The organism is Streptomyces sp. N50 (assembly GCF_033335955.1).
In the GTDB taxonomy this organism is placed as follows: Bacteria; Actinomycetota; Actinomycetes; order Streptomycetales; family Streptomycetaceae; genus Streptomyces.
Genome location: NZ_CP137549.1, coordinates 1415989 through 1430862, shown reverse-complemented (window position 1 = coordinate 1430862; position 14874 = coordinate 1415989). Strand labels below are relative to the sequence as shown.

The window sequence follows — 14874 nt, the reverse complement described above, 5'->3', positions numbered from 1 at the left end:
CGGTATTTCTGTCGCTCGACAGAAATTAGGAGGCGGGCGGGTCACCGGGGTTGCCCGGGTGTTGCCGGTCGGTTACCGAGCCCTCACCAAGATCGCCGGGCCGTCGCCGTGCGGGGCCGTGTGCGAGGATCGAACGCATGGGGACACCAGGTGCACAGGGGGGCCGCCGGGTCGGCAGGCCGCGGGCCGATCAGCGGCCGGACAGCGGACTGACCCCGCGTGCCGAACTCCTCTCCGCCGCCGCCGAGTTGTTCACCACCCGGGGCTACGCGGCCACCACCACCCGGGCCGTCGCCGAGCGCGCGGGCATGCGGCAGGCGTCGATGTACCACTACGTCTCCGGCAAGGAGGAGCTGCTCGCGGACCTCCTGGAGTCCACGGTCACGCCCTCGCTGACGTACGCCCGGGAACTCCTCGCGGACGACGCGACCCCGGCCGAGGGGCGGCTGTGGGAGCTGTGCCGTACCGACGTCGAGCTGTTGTGCGGCGGTTCGCACAACCTCGGCGGGCTGTATCTGCTGCCCGAAGTGCGCGCCGAGCGGTTCGCCGGTTTTCATGCCGTGCGCGCCGAACTCAAGGACGCGTACCGGCAGTTGCTCGCCGCGACCGCGGCCGGTGGCGCGCTCGCCAAGAGCGAGTTGGAGCTGCGGACGGATCTGGTGTTCGGGCTGATCGAGGGGGTCATCCTCGTGCACCGTTCCGACCCCGAGCGGCCGGTGTCCGCCTTCGCGGAGGCGACGGCCGACGCGGCGTTGCGCATCGCGGGAATCTGAGCCGGAACCCCGGCCGGAACCGATGCTTCACTCATTACGGTGAGTGATTTTCGCATGCCCGTTCATGGTGACTCGCTGTGTGCGATTGAAGCCGCAGCGTGTAAATGGGCTGAGGGTACTCCCCTTCCGTGTCCCTTTTCAGGGGCTTGCTGAATATGACACAGCGGTGATCCGGTCGGACTAAGCTCGCCCGCAGCGCACCGAGTTGGGCTGTATTCGTGCGCTTGTTCCCAAACATGCAAAAGATACAGAAGCTCCCCCCGGATTTCCCCCATCCCCCCAGCCGACCTGTCTTTAGAGGGCATACATGGTGAGTGTTCAATCGCCCCCCGGTGGCCGTGAACTTCCCTACGCGCGCGTGCTGTTGCCGCCCGCCATAGTGATGGCCGCGGCGACCGGGGCCGCCGTCGCCCTGGTGGCGGGGCCTGCCCGGATCGCCGTCGGCTGGTGCGGAGCCGTCGCCACCCTGCTGGTGATCATGACGGCGGCCGAAGCGGTACGTCGCGGACGCAACCTGCGGGTCCTGCGCGCCGAGCACGACCGTCACACCGCGTATCTGGAACGGCGGATCGCCGACCAGAAGCAGGAGATGGTCCGCCTCGGTCAGGAGATCCTGCCCGCGACGCTGCACCGGCTCAGCACTGGAGAATCCCCCGGAGAGGTGATTCGCCAAGTCGTCGACGCCGATCCGGAGTGGCGGCAACTTCCCGATCCGCAGCGCGACTTGCTGCGGACCGTGCTCAGGATCGTGGAGCGCGAGGAGAACATGCGTGACTCCGCGCAGCGTTCCTTCGTCAGCATCGCCCGTCGCGTCCAGGCCATCGTCCACCAACAGGCCAAGGAACTCCGGGAGATGGAGGAGGACCACGGCCGTAACCCGGAGGTCTTCGACGACCTCCTGCGCATCGACCACGGCACCGCGCTGATCGGCCGTCTCGCCGACTCCATCTCGGTGCTCGGCGGTGGCCGCCCGGGCCGCCAGTGGCCCGAACCGGTGCCGCTGTACAGCGTGTTGCGCGGCGCCATGTCCCGCATCCTGGAGTACCGGCGCATCGAGCTGCACTCCATCGCCAAGGTCAACATCCGCGGCATCTCCGTCGAGCCGGTCATCCACGCGGCCGCCGAACTCCTCGACAACGCCACGCGGTACTCGCCCCCGCAGACCAAGGTGCACGTCACCGCCGTAGAGGTGCAGACCGGTGTCGCCATCGAGATCGAGGACGGCGGCGTCAGCCTCAGCGAGGAGTCGCGGGCGCGGGCCGAGGGCATGCTGGAGCGCGCCAAGGCCGGCACCGACCTCCAGGACCTCGGTGAGAGTCCGCGCCTGGGCCTCCAGGTCGTCGGCCGGCTCTGCGCGACGTACAACATGCAGATCTCGCTGCGCGCCTCGGCCTACGGCGGCGTCCGCGCCGTCCTCATCGTGCCCAGCGAGATGCTCACGCCCGGCACCGCACCCGGACTCGCCCACGGCATCGGCGCCACCGCCATGCCCAAGGCCGAACTCGGCGCGGTCGACGGCCCCAAGCGCACGATCAAGCGGCGCCGTCCCACGAGCCCGCGCATCCCGGCCTCGGTGAGCATGGAGGACGAGGTTCCCGAGGTCACCGAGTGGACGGCGGGCGGTCTGCCGCAGCGCCGTAGCCGGGTCAAGGTCCCGCTCGCGCAGCGGTACGCCGAACAGGCCGCCGCCGAGCGCGCCGAGGCCGCCGCACGGGAGGCCCGCTCCGCCTGGGGCGTGCCCGAGCCCGAGCCGGAGAAGAAGGACGAACCCGAACCGGGCCTGTGGGTCGAGGCGTTCATGGAAGGCCTCAAGGGTGACCCGGACCCGACCGCTTTCATCCAGAAGACCGAGCCGGCCCGTGTCGAGGCCGACGACGAGGGGGACCTCAAGTGATCCAGCAGCGAGCCAACTTCGACTGGATGCTCAAGGATCTCGCCGACGGCGTGCCCGGCATCCAGCAGATCGTGGTCCTGTCCGCCGACGGGCTGCGCATCGCCCGCTACGGCGGCGACCCGGACGCGGCCGACCGCGTCGCCGCGGCCTGTGCCGGACTGCAGAGTCTGGCGGGCGCCGTCGCCTCCGAGATCCCGGGCAGCGACGGCCGGATGAAGATGGTCATCATCGAGATCAACGGCGGCTACTTCTATCTGATGGCCGCCGGCGCCAACGCCTACCTGGCGGTGCTGTCGGATGTGGTCGCCGAACCCGGCCTGATGAGCAACCGCATGCGTGACCTCGTCGTCAGAATCGGCGCCCACCTCACCAGCCCGCCGAGGCGCAACGGGCAGACCGTATGACTCCTCCGCAACGCCAGCGGCGACATCCGAAGGATGGGCCGCCGCCCGAGCCCGCCAAGAAGCAGGGCGAAGGAAAGATCCCGGAGCGGCTGTACGTGCTCACCGGCGCGGCCGAGGACGGTGACCGGGCCGAACTCGACCTGGTCACGCTGATCGTGGCGCGTTCCGACGCGCCGCAGTCGGCCACTCCCGAGCAGGCGGCCCTGCTCGGGCTCTGTATCGCCCCCCTGTCCGTGGCCGAGCTGTCGGCCTACCTGAACCTGCCGTACAGCGTGGTGACCGTCCTGCTCACCGAGCTGCTGACGGCCGAACTGGTGCAGGCGCGCGCCCCGATCGTCCGCCAGGCGCTCCCCGACCGTTCCCTCCTCGAAGCGGTGATGCATGGACTTCAAAAGCTCTGACACCATCACGGGCCCTCGCACCGAGGACCATCTCCCGCACACGGCCCAGGCCGCGGTGAAGATCGTGATCGTCGGCGGCTTCGGGGTCGGCAAGACGACCATGGTCGGTTCGGTCAGCGAGATCAGGCCGCTGACCACCGAGGAGACCATGACGCAGGCCGGCGTCGGCGTCGACGACAACTACGGCTCGGAGAGCAAGACGGCCACCACCGTCGCGATGGACTTCGGCCGGATCAGCATCACCGACCAACTGGTGCTGTACCTGTTCGGCACCCCCGGCCAGGAACGCTTCTGGTTCCTGTGGAACGGGCTGTTCGAGGGCGCGCTCGGCGCGGTGGTGCTGATCGACACGCGGCGCCTCGAAGTCAGCTTCGACGTCATAGGACGGCTGGAGGAGCGCGGGGTGCCGTTCGTGATCGCCGTCAACTCCTTCCCGGACGGCCCGCATTACCCCGTCGAGGACCTGCGCACGGCGCTCGACCTGTCCCCGGACATCCCGATCATCGAGTGCGACGCGCGCCGCCGTGCCTCCAGCCGGGACGTGCTGATGACCCTGATGCGCTTCCTGCACTCCCTGGCGATGACGGGCTCACTCACCTGACCCGCCCAACTCCCCCGACACCGGATCCACTTCAGTTCCCGGAGCGATCACTGTGACGCCTGAACCTCATTCCCCGACCGGCACGGACGACACCAGGCTCGGCCCGCCGCCCGGCTGCCCCGCACACGGCACGGGCCCCGGCGGGCTGCGCCGGCTGTACGGTCCCGAGGCCCAGGACCTGGGAGCCGTGTACGAGCAACTCCGCGCCGAGCACGGTGCGGTGGCCCCCGCGCTGCTGCACCAGGACGTGCCGATCTGGGTGGTGCTCGGTCACGGCGAGAACCTGCACATGGTGAGCAGCCCCTCGCAGTTCTGCAAGGACAGCCGGCTGTGGACCGCCATGCTGGACGGCACGGTCAAGCCCGATCACCCGCTGATGCCGCACTTCGCCTGGCAGCCGATCTGCGCGCACGCCGAGGGCGACGAGCACCTGCGGCTGCGCGGCGCGGTCACCGGCGCCATGTCGACCATCGACCACCGGGGCATCCGCCGGCACATCTACCGTGCGACCCAACACCTCGTCAACCAGTTCTGTGAGGACGGCGACGCCGACCTGGTCGCCGAGTTCGCCGAGCATCTGCCGATGGCGGTCATGTGCGAGATCCTCGGCATGCCCGAGGAGTACGGCGACCGGCTGGTACAGGCCGCCCGCGACTGCCTCAAGGGCACCGAGACCGCGCTCGCCAGCCACGCCTACCTCATGGAGGTCCTCAACCGGCTGGCCGTGCGGCGCCGGGCCGAGCCGCAGGACGACTTCACCAGCCATCTCGTCACCCACCCGGCGGGGCTCACCGACGACGAGGTCAGGGAACACCTGCGCGTGGTGCTCCTCGCCTCCTACGAGACCACGGCCAACCTCCTCGCCAACGTGCTGCGCATGGTGCTCACCGAACCGGGCTTCCGGGCCCAGCTGAACGGCGGCCAGATGACCGTGCCCGAGGCGGTCGAGCAGTCACTGTGGGACGAGCCGCCGTTCAGCACCGTCTTCGCCTACTTCGCCAAGCAGGAGACGGAGTTGGGCGGCCAGCGCATCCGCAAGGGCGACGGACTGCTGTTCGCGCCGGCGCCGGGCAACGTGGACCCCCGGGTGCGGCCCGACCTCAAGGCCAACATGATGGGCAACCGCTCGCACCTCGCCTTCGGCGGCGGCACTCACGAGTGCCCGGGCCAGGACATCGGCCGTGCCATCGCCGACGTGGGCGTCGACGCGCTGCTGACCCGGGTTCCGGACATCCAGCTCGCCTGCGAGGAGGACGAACTGCGCTGGCGGTCGTCCATCGGGAACCGGCACCTGGTGGAGCTGCCGGTGCGGTTCACGCCGAAGGCCCAGCAGGACGTCGCCGAGCAGCCCGCCGTCAACCCGGCGCTGCGGCAGCGCCCGAACGATTGGCAGGTCAGCTTCGTGCCGACCCCGCCCACGGTTCCGGCGCCCGCCGCCCCGGTCGACGAGCCCACCGCCGTGCCCGCCGCGGCGCCGGTGCCCGAACCGGCCCACCGACCGGGCCTGTTGCGCCGCTTCCTGCGCTGGTGGCACGGCGAATGAGACGACCGGCCACCGGGGTCACCCCGCCCACTCCTCGTACGACGACCAGGCCCGCAGCACCCGCGGGCTGACGAACCGGTGCTCGCACCCCGTGACCGGATCGGTGAATTCCAGGACCCGCGCCAGCAGTTGGAGCGGACGGCGGAAATCACCGGCCGGCACGGGGTCGGTCACCACCGGATAGAGCGGATCGCCGAGGATGGGCACGCCCAACGCGCTCATGTGCACCCGCAGTTGGTGCGTCTGCCCGGTACGCGGAGTGAGCCGGTACCGGGCCCGCCCGTGCCGGTGCTCCAGCAGCTCGACCCGGCTGATGGCGTTGGTCTCGCCCTCGACCTCCTGGGCCGCCAGGATCCCGCGCTCCTTGACGATCCGGCTGCGCAGGGTGCGCGGCAGGGTCAGCGTCGGGTCGTACGGGGCCACCGCCTCGTACTCCTTCGCCACCCGCCGGTCGCGGAACAGCGACTGGTACGCGCCGCGCTCCTCCGGTCGCACGATGAACAGCACCAGCCCGGCCGTCAGCCGGTCGAGGCGGTGGGCCGCGCCCAGTGCCGGGATCCCCAGCTGCCGCCGCAGCCGCGCCAGGGCCGTCTCGGCGACGTGGCTGCCGCGCGGGGTGGTGGCCAGGAAGTGCGGCTTGTCGGCCACCACCACGTGCTCGTCCCGGTACACGACGCCGATCGGGAACGGCACGCGCTCCTCGTCCGGCAGCTCCCGGTGGAACCACACGAACGTCCCGGGCGCGTACGCCGTGTCCCGCGACACCGGGTGCCCGGTGACGTCCACGATCCGTCCCTCGGCGAGCATGGTGTCGATCACCTCGGCCCCGGCCGCGAGCCGCGCCACGAGATGATCCCGCACGGTCGCCCACGCGTTCCCGGCCGGCAGCCGCACCCGCACCGGGTCCACTCCGTCGCGCTGGGGCAGCGGAGAGGGCGGGGGCGGGGTACGGCGTCTCATCACGATCAAGCGTACGCGGCGGCTCGGGTCCTCAGGATCCGAGAACCGCGGCGGGCACGTCTCCCGGGGCGGGCGCCTGATACCGCGGGGCGGTGGTCGTCCAGGCGTCGACGGCGGCGAGGTGGTAACCCATCACTTCGACGACGGCCGACAACTGCTCACGGTCGTTGCCGTTCAGCCGCAACTGTTCGCAGATGTCCGGGAGTTGAGTCTTCTCAAGGTGTTCGTACTCCGACTGCCTGGCCGTGCGCAGCCGGGTGATGACGGTCGCGGCCTCGTCGATGGAGATGTCCAGGAACCTCGCGAACACGAGGACGAAGTTGCATATCTCGTCCTCCTTCTCGACCTCTCGACGGTAGGAGCGGACGTCGTTGTAGAGCGTCTGAAGGTCTATCCAGGCGTCCGTCAGCGCGCGGAAGGGACGGGAGCGGCGCACCCGGGCCGGCACTTCCGCGGCGGCCACGTGCTCGGCGAGACAGATCCCGACCTGGCCGCCGAACGAGCCGCGGCGCCGGACAAGGTACTCGGCCGGATCAGGGATACGCCCGGAGCGCATGCACTCCAGCTCCCAGCACTGGCCGTCGGCATATTCCAATACGGCGCTCCGCATGTTACGTTTCCACTCCGCCGACCTCGTGGGCGTCATCCGTATCCATAAATCGGCAAGGGACTTCTCTATCGGGTGCTTCGGCATCGCATGGGAGGTGCCGTGCAACGGCATGAACAGCGACAGCCGGTCGACCAGGGCCCGCGCTCCCTGGAGGTCGCGCTCGGCTTTGAACGTCCGCGGGAACAGCAGGTCGAGGGCGAACATCCACGCGTAGAGGTGGTACGCCAGGAACAGCTCGTCCTTGTCCGCGCCGGGGTAACACCACGCGGTGCAGTCGGCGAGTCCGATGGCCGCCCACTCCTCGGGGTCGGCCGCGACGGGCAGGAGCCCCATGTCGTACGTCCAGTCGTCGCCGCTGCGATTCAGCAGGTCGACGTTCGGGTTCCCCTGCCATGTGTAGTGCGCTCGGAGCGCGGATGTGCTCATCGTGCTGATCTCCTGTCGGGACGCAAGACCTGGCATCAGCAGTGGTTGTCAGGCCTTTCGGCTTGGGCGGAGCACGGAATCGGAGACTCGCGGAGGGTGACCTCGGGCCGCCGTACGCAGCCGACGGCCAGGGCTACGGCCCCTGGGTGGGGGCGGAGCCCTTGACGGTGCCCTCCGGGTGACGGAGTCGACCAAGTCCACGAACTGCGCGCTGTACTCCCTGCGCCGTGACGGCGGCGTGGCTGATTCGTACACGGACAAGACCTGCGGGCCGAACCGGTCGCGCGGGCATCGTCGACCGCGTGCCGGGTGGTGACGTCAGCCATGGTTTCGGCCATGGCGGCGACCGCCGGACGGTGCGGTCGCGGGGCGTCTCCACCTTCCGATGTGCCTGCGGGTCCAGTCAACTGTTCGAGGCCGGTCGGAACTCAAGCAAGGCGCCGTCGCGAGGAGTTGAGCCGCCGGCCGTCGCGGGCATCCGGGCACCACCTCCAACGGGCACGGGTGCGACATCGCGTCATGTCGTCAATACGCCCTGAAAGGCCCTTGCTCCGGACCATGCGACGGCCCATGCCTCCCCAAAAGGGCGTGCTGCCCCGGCGCATGGTGCTACCCCGGCGCATGGAGCGGTTCTCCGCTTGCCGGATGCGCGGCTTCACGCTCCGTCCAGTGCGCCGTCCATGCGCCGCCAACCGACCACAACAAGGCTTATTCAGGCGGCAGTTGAGTAGAATCCGCAAGAGACCGAGCAGGTTCGGTCGCGGAGCGCACGCGCCGCGCGCGCATGAGCCGGTACAAGGCTCCGAACACAACCGTCACCGCCAGGAACAACACCGTGAACCACTGGAAGTACCAGTGCCCACCCGCCGGGTCGTACACGGCGGCCCGCGGCCACGCCAGGTTGACGGTCATGACAAGGCCGTAGAGAAGCGCCAGCGCGTTGACCGGTACCCCCCACCGGCCCAGGGAGAACAGGCGCGCGCCCGTCTCGTCCGTGCCCTCCACCTCGAACTCGCCCCGCACACGGCGGAACAGCAGCGGTCCCGTCACCATCGCGTACGCCAGGTACAGCATCACGATGCAGGTCGTGCCGATGGCGAGGAACGCGTCGGGGGAGGCGAAGTTGAGGAGGAGCAGGGCGGCCGAGAGGACGCCCACGACGATGGCCGGGGCGCTGGGCATGCCCGTGCGGGGGTTGACCTTGGACAGACGGGCGGAGAACGGGAGTCGGCCGTCCCGGGCCATCGAGAAGAGCATGCGGCAGGCCGCCGTCTGGATGGCCAGCGTCGCTACCGCGATCGCCACCACCACGTCCGCCAGCAACGCCTTGCCGACGCCGTCCCCGAGGCTGCTCGTGAGGACGTAGCTGAGGCCGTCGACGCCCAGGTGGCCGTCGGTCAGGCTGGGGGCGGCGAGGAGGCCGCCGAGGATGATCAGGCCGCCGAGCAGGCCGGCGGCGGTGAGCGCGGTGAGGATCGTGCGGGGCGCGGTGCGGCGGGGGTTGTGGGTCTCCTCGCTCATCTCGCCCGCGCTGTCGAAGCCGATCATCACGTACGCCGCCGTGAACGAGCCGACCAGCAGGGCGCCGAGCAGTCCGCCCTCCAGGCTGCCGGTGGTGTGGAAGGTGATGGTCGGGGTGCGCTTCGAGTGGGTCAGGAGGAGGACGACGATCAGGATCGCGCCGATGATCTCCGCCGTCACGCCGACCCGGTTGATGACCGACATCACGCGGTTGTCGAGGATGTTCACCAGCGTCGTCAGGACCAGCAGGATCACGCCCAGGACCGCCGCGTTGGCCGCGCCGTCCGGTGAGGTGGGGGCCGGGTCGCCGCCCACCAGCTGGAAGCCCGACCAGATCGCCGGCAGCACCATCTGGAGGGCCAGGGCGGCTGCCGCCACCACCACGATCTGGCCGATCACCATGATCCAGCCCGCGAACCAGCCGAAGGTCGCGTTGGAGAGGCGTGAGGACCACTGGTAGATCGCGCCCGAGATCGGGTAGCGCGCGGCCAGTTCCGCGAAGCAGGCCGCCACCAGGAGCTGGCCGGCCAGCACGATCGGCCAGGCCCAGAAGAAGACCGGGCCGCCGAACGCGTACCCGAAGGCGAAGAACTGGAAGACGGTCGTCAGTACGGAGATGAAGGAGAACCCGGCCGCGAACGACGCGTACCGGCCCAGGCTGCGGTGCAGCTCCTGGCGGTAGCCGAACTCCGCGAGGGAGCCGTCCTCGGGGGAGGGGGAGTTGGGCGGATCGGGGCGTATGTCGGAGGGGGCTGTTGTGGTCACGGCGGCACCTGCCTTCGGCGCAGGAGAGCGGAATCCTGACCCGACAGCTGAATTCCTGTCGGGTGACAGAAATTAGGGATGGCCTGTTTCCGTCGCGTCACGCCGCCGTGTCCGCGGCGGGCCTAAGTCCTCACGCCCTTGCCTTCGCGGCCAATACGCGATACATCGTGTGTGTTGACGCTCGCTGCGCACTCGCGATATGTTCGGCCACGGATATTCGGAAGCGAGGTATGGCCATGCCGCCCAAGCGCCGCAAGCTCGGCAACCCGCTGGCACTCACCGTGCTGGTCACCCTCTGGCAGGGCCCGATGCATCCGTACGAGATCGCCCAGACCCTGCGCCGCCAGGGCAAGGACAGCACCACGAAGATCAACTACGGCTCGCTCTACACGGTCGTGCAGAACCTGGAGAAACACGGCTTCGTCGAGGTCACCGACGTGGAGCGGCAGGGGAACCGCCCCGAGCGCACGGTCTACCGCATCACCGACGCGGGGCGCGAGGAAGCCGTCGAGTGGCTCTCCGACCTGCTGGCCGTGCCGGTCAAGGAGTTCCCGATCTTCGAGACCGCGCTCCCGCTCGTCGGAGTCATCCACCCCGACGAGGTGGTGCGCCTCCTTGAGGAGCGGGTGCAGAACCTCGACCTCCAGGCGGCCAGTGCGCGCGGTGCGCTGGAGAAGCTCTACGAGACGCTGCCCCGGCTCTTCCTGGTGGAGAGCGAGTACCAGTTGCACATGGTCCGGGCGCAGGCGGAGTGGATCCGGGGTCTCGTCGACGAGATCAAGAAGGGCTCACTGCCCGGCGTCGAGGGATGGCGTCACTTCCACGAGACGGGGGAGCTGCCGACGGAGTTCACCTAGACACGAAGAACCCCGACCGGGCTGTTGGAGCAGCCCCGCCGGGGTCACGAACCCCGAACTGACCCGCCGTGCGGCGAAGCCAGGCGATCGAGGTGCGGCACACTCAGGATAGCCGGGCGCTCTTCACGCGGATCAGTCGTGACCTTTCACATCGCACATCCGCTCATTCCTTGGAGAGCTGTCATGGGCAGTACCCGTGCGCCCGCGGTCGAGGCGCGTCACCTGATCAAGACCTATTCCGGCGATGTCACCGCCCTCAACGGCATGGACATCACCGTCGAGCCCGGCACCGTCTTCGGCCTCCTCGGGCCGAACGGCGCCGGCAAGTCCACCACCGTCAAGATCCTCACCACCCTCGCCAGGCCCGACTCCGGCACGGCCACCGTCGCCGGCCACGACGTGCTGCGCCACCCCGACCGGGTCCGGCGCGCGATCGGCGTGGTCGCCCAGAACTCCGGCGCCGACCCGACGGCGACCGGCCGCGAGAACCTCCAACTCCAGGGCAGGCTCTACGGCTTGAGGGGCGCCGCCCTCGCGAAGCGGGTGGACGAGCTCCTCGACCGCTTCACCCTCGCCGACGCCGCGAAGCGTCCGGTGAAGGGCTACTCCGGCGGTATGCGCCGCCGCCTGGACGTGGCGCTCGGCCTGGTGCACCGGCCGGAGGTGCTCTTCCTCGACGAACCCACCACCGGCCTCGACCCGGAGGCCCGCACCGCGATGTGGGACGAGATCGGCCGGCTGGCGGGGGAGGAGGGGCTGACCATCCTGCTCACCACGCACCACCTCGAAGAGGCCGACCGGCTCGCCGAGCGCATCGCGATCGTCGACCGCGGCCGGGTCGTCGTGGAAGGTACTCCCGACTCCCTCAAGGGCGAACTCCGGGGCGACGCCGTCCACTTGGAGCTGCGGGAAGCGGTCGGTGACGCCGGTCGTACGCTGCTCCGGGGTGCCCTCGTCGGACTGCCGGGCGTGCACGAGGTGCTGGTCGACGGGCGCCGGGTCAGTGCCCGCGCCGACGACGGAGCGGCCGCGATGCCCGTCCTGCTGGCGGCGTTCGAGCGGGCCGGCGTCGGGGTCGCCGGCGCGACGGTCGCCCGTCCCTCGCTGGACGACGTCTATCTCCGTTACGCGGGCCGCCGTTACGCCGAGGCCGACACGAACAGCACCGGGCAGCTTGCCGTCGCCGTCGCCGGAGGTGCGCGATGAGCACCGCCGTATCCCAGACCTGGTACATGACGCAGCGTCAACTCATGGTGTTCGCACGGCAGCCCGCCTTCGCGGTCATCACCCTCATCCAGCCGGTGATCTGGCTGTTCCTGTTCGGCAACCTCTTCAAGAAGGTCGTCGAACTCGGCGGCTTCGGCACCACCTCGTACCTGGACTACCTGGTCCCGGGCGTGGTCGTGATGAGCGCCCTCAGCTCCAACATGTGGGCGGGCATGGGCACGTTGGAGGAGATCCAACGCGGCACGCTCAACCGCTTCCTGACCACTCCGGTCAGCCGGGCCGCGCTGATGAACGGCAACGTCGTCAACAACGGCCTTGTCACCGCGCTCCAGTCCGCGATCATCGTGCTGCTCGGACTGCTCGGCGGCGCCGACTACCCGGGCGGCATCGGCGGCATCGCTGTCCTGGTGGTGGCGTCCGTGCTCCTGGGGACCATCTTCGGGGCGCTCTCCAACGCGCTCGGCATGCTGGTGCGACAGCGGGAGTCGATCATCGGCATCAACACCTTCCTGCTGCTGCCGCTGACCTTCCTGTCCAGCGCGTTCATGGCGCCGTCCCAGATGCCCTCGTGGATGCGGCACATCGCCGACTTCAACCCGCTCAACTGGGCGATGGTGGCGGGCCGTTCGGCGATGAGCGAGCACCCCGACTGGGGCGACGTCCTCAGCAGGGGCGGCGCGCTACTGGGCCTCGCGGTGGCAGCGGTATGGCTGTCGATCCGCACGTTCAGGTCGTATCAGCGGTCTGTGTAAGCGCCCCGAGACACGCGCCCCAAAGGGGCGCGGGGCTGTGTCGATTTGCGGCTCCGCCGCGCGGGCGCGACCAGCCACGACGGGAGCCGCACACGCCAACGGTCCGTCGTGGCACCCCCATAGGCGCCACCTACGCGGCAACGCCCTCCTGCTCCGCCTCGATCTTCGCGTTCCACTCCCGCTTCGACGCCTGCCAGCCGTCCTCGTTGTGGCCCAGGCGCCAGTAGCCGGAGATCGACAGGTCCTCGCGCGGGATCTGCAACTCGACGCGGAGCAGGGCACGGAGGTCTTTCACGAAGGCCGCCTCGCCGTGCACGAAGGCGTGCATCCGGCCCTCGGGGAACTCCAGTGCCCGTACGGCCTCGGCGAGTGTCTCGCCGACGGGACGGTCGCCGCGGTGCAGCCAGACGACCTCGATGTCGGAGTCGATCTTCTGCTCCTCCTCCGGGCCGGAGATCTCCACGAAGGCGTGGGCCGTCGCCCCCTCGGGCAGCGACTCCAGCGCCCGGGCGATCGCGGGCAGCGCGCTCTCGTCCCCGGCGAGCAGATGCCAGTCGGCGCCCGCGTCGGGGGCGTAGGCGCCGCCGGGGCCCATGAAGTGGACGGTCTCGCCCGGCTGGACGCGGGTCGCCCACGGCCCGGCGAGGCCCTCGTCGCCGTGGATCACGAAGTCCAGGGTCATCTCGAGGTGCTCGGGGTCCCAGGCGCGCACGGTGTAGGTGCGGGTCACCGGCCACTGCTCGCGCGGGAACTCGGCGCGGATGCGCTCCACGTCGAAGGGCTCGGGGTAGACCGCGCCACCGGCGGGGAACAGCAGTTTCACGTAATGGTCGGTGCAGGTGTCCGCCGAGAACTCGGCCAGACCCGCGCCACCGAGCACCACGCGCTGCATATGGGGAGTCAGGCGCTCGGTGCGGACGACCTGCGCGGAGTGGGGCTTACGCGGCTTCCGTGCCGGACGTTCTGCCATGACGGCCTCCCAGGTTCCCATGCTTAGGCTTACCTAAGTTAGCACTAGATTCTTCGGTAAAAGCAACAAAGCGAGGGCAAGAACAATGCTTATGCGCTCAGCGTGGTGAGCAGCCGCTGCAATGATCCGCCCAGCCCCCACCGCTCCGCCAGCGCGTTCACCAGCTCCGGGTCACGCGGGGCGTGCGGCAGCGTCGGGTCGACATCGGGCAGCGGAACGTCGTCGGCGACCTTGACGACCTTGGGCGCGACCGCGACGTACGGCCGTGACTCGTCGAGGCGCTTGCGCTGCGAAGGGGTCAGCTTGGACTTCGGGTCGTCGATCGCGGCCATGATCCCGGGCACGTCACCGAACTCGGCGAGGAGTTTCGCCGCCGTCTTCTCGCCGATCCCGGGGACGCCCGGCAGACCGTCGCTCGGGTCGCCGCGCAGCAGCGCCAGATCCACGTAGCCGCGCCCGTCGACGCCGTACTTCTCGCGCAGGAACGCCTCGTCGGTGACCTGGAGCGAGCCGACGCCCTTGATCGGATACAGGACGCGGACGCCGCGGGCGTCGTCGACGAGCTGGTACAGGTCGCGGTCGCCGGTGACGATGTCGACCGGGCCCTTGGCGTGCGCCGTGAAGGTGCCGATCACGTCGTCGGCCTCGTACGGCTCGACGCCCACGCGCGCGATGCCGACCGCGTCGAGGACGGCCTCGATGATCGGCACCTGCGGGGAGAGCGTGTCCGGCACCTCCTCCGCGTCCGGGCCGCTCTCGCGCACCTCGGCGACGCGGTGCGCCTTGTAGGTGGGGATGAGGTCGACCCGCCACTGGGGGCGCCAGTCCGCGTCCATGCAGGCGACGAGCTGGTCGGGGCGATGGTCCTTGACCAGGCGGTCGATGAACTCCAGCAGCCCGCGTACGGCGTTCACCGGCGTCCCGTCCGGTGCCTTCACGGACTCCGGGACGCCGAAGTAGGCGCGGAAGTAGAGCGAGGCGGTGTCGAGGAGCATCAGTCGTCCGGTCACGCCTCGCATCATGCCGCACGACAGGGCGACGATCACCCCTCCGTGTCACCCGGTGGGACCAATACCGCTGGTGGGTGAGCTGGACCACTCCGGTGTTTGCCCGCGACAGGCATGGGCAGGCGCGGCCTCGGAGCGATGCCGGTTGCACATTCAACCGTCT

General features: G+C 69.8%; 14 protein-coding genes. 9 read left to right on the top strand and 5 right to left on the bottom strand.

Annotated features, from left to right (window positions below; translation table 11 throughout):
* Positions 1-137 precede the first annotated feature (137 nt).
* The 6 genes from R2B38_RS06025 (at position 138) to R2B38_RS06000 (ending at position 5616) form a co-directional block, all read left to right on the top strand.
* On the top strand, positions 138-773 hold the full coding sequence (locus R2B38_RS06025; RefSeq protein ID WP_318015291.1) for a helix-turn-helix domain-containing protein: 636 nt from the start codon (positions 138-140) through the stop codon (positions 771-773).
* Positions 774-1080: 307 nt separating this feature from the next.
* Complete coding sequence (locus R2B38_RS06020) at positions 1081-2667, top strand: sensor histidine kinase (protein WP_318015290.1); 1587 nt, start codon at positions 1081-1083, stop codon at positions 2665-2667.
* The gene (locus R2B38_RS06015) at positions 2664-3071 is read left to right on the top strand and encodes a roadblock/LC7 domain-containing protein (protein WP_019066134.1); all 408 of its coding nucleotides are present in this window, start codon (positions 2664-2666) and stop codon (positions 3069-3071) included. Before R2B38_RS06020 ends, R2B38_RS06015 begins: the two co-directional genes overlap by 4 nt.
* Positions 3068-3472 carry a DUF742 domain-containing protein gene (locus R2B38_RS06010; protein ID WP_033283750.1) on the top strand — a complete coding sequence of 135 codons (405 nt, stop codon included), beginning with the start codon at positions 3068-3070 and terminating at the stop codon, positions 3470-3472. Before R2B38_RS06015 ends, R2B38_RS06010 begins: the two co-directional genes overlap by 4 nt.
* Positions 3453-4073 carry a GTP-binding protein gene (locus R2B38_RS06005; protein ID WP_318015289.1) on the top strand — a complete coding sequence of 207 codons (621 nt, stop codon included), beginning with the start codon at positions 3453-3455 and terminating at the stop codon, positions 4071-4073. Before R2B38_RS06010 ends, R2B38_RS06005 begins: the two co-directional genes overlap by 20 nt.
* A gap of 52 nt (positions 4074-4125) precedes the next feature.
* Positions 4126-5616: a cytochrome P450 gene (locus tag R2B38_RS06000; RefSeq protein ID WP_318015288.1), complete on the top strand. Its 1491-nt coding sequence runs from the start codon at positions 4126-4128 to the stop codon at positions 5614-5616.
* An 18-nt stretch (positions 5617-5634) separates the two neighbouring features.
* Here R2B38_RS06000 and R2B38_RS05995 read toward each other — a convergent pair whose 3' ends face one another.
* The 3 genes from R2B38_RS05995 to R2B38_RS05985 all read right to left on the bottom strand — a co-directional run bounded on the left by R2B38_RS05995 (position 5635) and on the right by R2B38_RS05985 (position 9898).
* Positions 5635-6576: an RluA family pseudouridine synthase gene (locus tag R2B38_RS05995; RefSeq protein ID WP_318015287.1), complete on the bottom strand. Its 942-nt coding sequence runs from the start codon at positions 6574-6576 to the stop codon at positions 5635-5637.
* Positions 6577-6607: 31 nt separating this feature from the next.
* Entirely contained in the window at positions 6608-7612 is a 1005-nt protein-coding gene (locus R2B38_RS05990) for a terpene synthase family protein (RefSeq protein ID WP_318015286.1), read from the bottom strand.
* A 708-nt stretch (positions 7613-8320) separates the two neighbouring features.
* Positions 8321-9898: an amino acid permease gene (locus R2B38_RS05985; protein ID WP_318015285.1), complete on the bottom strand. Its 1578-nt coding sequence runs from the start codon at positions 9896-9898 to the stop codon at positions 8321-8323.
* A gap of 236 nt (positions 9899-10134) precedes the next feature.
* Between R2B38_RS05985 and R2B38_RS05980 the strand changes: the two genes are divergently transcribed.
* The 3 genes from R2B38_RS05980 to R2B38_RS05970 all read left to right on the top strand — a co-directional run bounded on the left by R2B38_RS05980 (position 10135) and on the right by R2B38_RS05970 (position 12734).
* Entirely contained in the window at positions 10135-10755 is a 621-nt protein-coding gene (locus R2B38_RS05980; RefSeq protein WP_318015284.1) for a PadR family transcriptional regulator, read from the top strand.
* 183 nt (positions 10756-10938) lie between these two features.
* Positions 10939-11961: an ATP-binding cassette domain-containing protein gene (locus R2B38_RS05975; protein ID WP_318015283.1), complete on the top strand. Its 1023-nt coding sequence runs from the start codon at positions 10939-10941 to the stop codon at positions 11959-11961.
* Entirely contained in the window at positions 11958-12734 is a 777-nt protein-coding gene (locus tag R2B38_RS05970; protein ID WP_318015282.1) for an ABC transporter permease, read from the top strand. Before R2B38_RS05975 ends, R2B38_RS05970 begins: the two co-directional genes overlap by 4 nt.
* A gap of 130 nt (positions 12735-12864) precedes the next feature.
* Here R2B38_RS05970 and R2B38_RS05965 read toward each other — a convergent pair whose 3' ends face one another.
* Together R2B38_RS05965 and R2B38_RS05960 are read right to left on the bottom strand one after the other, a co-directional pair.
* On the bottom strand, positions 12865-13704 hold the full coding sequence (locus tag R2B38_RS05965; RefSeq protein ID WP_318015281.1) for a siderophore-interacting protein: 840 nt from the start codon (positions 13702-13704) through the stop codon (positions 12865-12867).
* An 89-nt stretch (positions 13705-13793) separates the two neighbouring features.
* The gene (locus tag R2B38_RS05960) at positions 13794-14723 is read right to left on the bottom strand and encodes a 5'-3' exonuclease (RefSeq protein WP_318021593.1); all 930 of its coding nucleotides are present in this window, start codon (positions 14721-14723) and stop codon (positions 13794-13796) included.
* Between the last annotated feature and the right edge of the window lie 151 nt (positions 14724-14874).